We start from the raw sequence: 2645 nt of genomic DNA on the forward strand, positions 1-2645 counted from the left end.
GTACTACGCGATGGCCGACGTGGCGTTGCTCGGCGGCAGCTTCGCGCCGCTGGGCGGGCAGAACCTGATCGAGGCGGCGGCCTGCGGCTGCCCGGTCGTGATGGGGCCGCACACCTTCAATTTCGCGCAGGCCGCGGAACTCTCGCAGGCGGCCGGCGCGGCGCTGCGGGTGGCGGACATGGCCGCAGGGGTCGACACGGCCTGTGCCTTGCTCGACAGCCCGGAGCGCGAGCAGCGCGCCGCGCAGGCGAGGGCGTTCGCGGCGGCGCACCGTGGTGCGGCACGGCGGATGACGGGCTACCTGCTGCGGTGGTTGCCGGTGAAGGCTGTCTCCTGAGCAAGACAGGTCCTTGAACACCGTTCGCCCTGAGCCTGTCGAAGGGCCGGACTGAGCTTGTCGAAGGCCTTGCGCGCTTCGGMTGCRACCCTTCGACACGGGCCCTCGACAAGCTCGGTCCCTGCTCAGGGCGAACGGGGGGAACTGCATCTTCGCGGTGACCTCCCCCGGCATCGGATGATCGTCCGATGGTGCCTGCCCCTCGTTGAGAGGACAGTCCGTGCTCTGTCATCTCACCCGGAGCACACCATGAACCTCGTCAAGCTGGCCGCCCTCGGCCTCACCGCTTCCATCGTCGCCGCCTCGGCCGGCGCGGCCACCCCGGCTGCGGCCGACGCTGCGAAACCCAGCGTCGTGATCGTCCACGGCGCGTTCGCCGACGGCTCCGACTGGGCCAAGGTCGTGCCGCTGCTGCAGGCCAAGGGCCTGAACGTCGTCGCGGTGCAGAACCCGCTGAGCTCGCTGGCCGACGATGTCGCCGCCGCGAAGCGCGCGATCGATGCGCAACCCGGCAAGGTCGTGCTGGTCGGCCACTCGTGGGGCGGCGTGGTCATCACCGAAGCGGGCGACAACCCGAAGGTCGCCGGCCTGGTCTACATCGCCGCCTTCGCACCGGACGCCGGCCAGTCGGTCGGCGATGTCGGCAAGGGCTTCGCACCCGGTGCCGGCCTGGCCCACCTGAAGGCCGATGGCGGTGGCTTCCTGTCGCTGACGCAGGAAGGCATGAGCAAGCACTTCGCGCAAGACCTGCCGGCCGCCACGACCGCGGTGATGGTTGCGACGCAGGGCCCGATCCAGGCGAAGGCCTTCGAGCAGAAGGTGTCGGTCGCTGCGTGGAAGCAGAAGCCGTCGTGGTACCTGGTCGCCGACAACGACCACATGATCGTGCCGGAGCAGCAGCGCGCGATGGCCAAGGCGATCAACGCCAAGGTCTCGAGCGTCGCCAGCAGCCACGTGCCGCAGCAATCGCAGCCGGCCCAGGTGGCGGCGGTGATCCTGGACGCGGTGCAGGCCGCCCGCTGATCGCGGCATGATGCAGGGGCCTGCCGCACGCGGCGGGCCCCTTTCCATTTCCAGAGTCCTTCGACCGATGTCCTCCCCGTCCGCCGCGCTGCCYGATGCCCGCGTCACCGTCTTCGATGCCGTCAAGGCGCTCGCCTTCGTCGGCRATCTCAGCATGGGCCAGCCGGTCGACCACTCGGCGCGCACCGCGTGGATCGCGGCCCAGCTCGCGGCGGCACTCGGCCTCGAGGGCGGCGCGAGCTCGCACGCCGCCTACGTCTCGCTGCTGCGCTGGTCGGGCTGCAYCGCGAACGCGCCGGAGTTCTCCGAGCTGATGGGCGACGACGTCGGCGGCCGGCGCGCGATGCTCGCGGCCGGGCTGCCGGCGCACCTGGCCGGCTCGATGGCGCCGGTGGCGCAGATCCACTGCGAGGTGTCCGGCGACGTGGCGCGCACGCTGGGCATGCCGCTGGCCGTCGAGCTGCCGCTGCGCCGCATCTTCGAGCGCCCCGACGGCCACGGCCAGCCGAACGGCCTGCGCCCGCCCGACATCCCGGTCGAGGTGTTCATCGTCTCGGCCGCGAGCGACCTGGAGATCTTCAGCCGCGTCTACGACCTCGAGCGGGCGCTGAGCTACCTTGCCTCGCGCGCCGATGCGGCCTACCCCGCCGAGGTGGTCGAGGCGGTGCGCCGCCACGCGGTCGACTGGCTGCACACGCTGGAGCAGGACCCGGCCTGCGTCGACACCGCGCCCGTCATCGGCACCGACACGACCTCGCTCGAACTGATCGCCGACGTGATCGACCTGAAGCTGCCATGGCTGACCGGCTACTCGCGCCGCGTCGCGCAGGTGGCTGCCGACTGTGCCGAGCGCCTGGGCCTGCCGGCGCCGTCGCGCCAGCGGCTGTACCGCGCGGGCCTGGTGCAYGGCATGGGCCGTGCGGCGGTGCCGAACGCGCTGTGGGACCAGCCCGGCACGCCGAGCGAATCGGCGATGGAACGGCTGCGGCTGGTGCCGTACTGGACCGCGCGGGCCGCGCGCCGCATCGGCAGCCTGGCCGCGGAGGCCGAGCTCGCCTCGCATGCCGACGAGCGGCTCGACGGCTCCGGCTTCTTCCGTGGCGTGTCGGGCACGGCGATCGGCCCCGAGGCCCGCGTGCTCGCGGTGGCGACGCAGGCGGTGATGCTGCAGACCGCGCGCCCGGGCCGGGCCGCGCTGTCGTTCGACGAGGCGCTGGCGCAACTGCAGCGCGAGGCGCAGCGCGGGCTGTTCGATGCCGACGTGGTGGCCGCGCTGGGCGGTGCG

Annotated in this window: 3 protein-coding genes; all 3 read left to right on the forward strand. The window is 72.5% G+C overall.

Features of this window, described 5'->3' with window-relative positions; genetic code table 11:
- The coding region (locus tag AC1D01_RS29220) for a 3-deoxy-D-manno-octulosonic acid transferase (RefSeq protein ID WP_477872652.1) at nt 1–337 on the forward strand (337 nt) is incomplete at its 5' end.
- A gap of 249 nt (nt 338–586) precedes the next feature.
- On the forward strand, nt 587–1360 hold the full coding sequence (locus AC1D01_RS29225) for an alpha/beta fold hydrolase (protein WP_477872654.1): 774 nt from the start codon (nt 587–589) through the stop codon (nt 1358–1360).
- 67 nt (nt 1361–1427) lie between these two features.
- The coding region (locus AC1D01_RS29230) for an HD-GYP domain-containing protein (protein WP_477872656.1) at nt 1428–2645 on the forward strand (1218 nt) is incomplete at its 3' end.

The sequence above is a fragment of the Rhizobacter sp. P3_B12 genome (assembly GCF_056402895.1).

What these genes read in the sequence shown, in the direction of transcription:
- AC1D01_RS29225 (WP_477872654.1), top strand. Translation starts at nt 587, where the DNA reads ATGAACCTCGTCAAGCTGGCCGCCCTCGGCCTCACCGCTTCCATCGTC.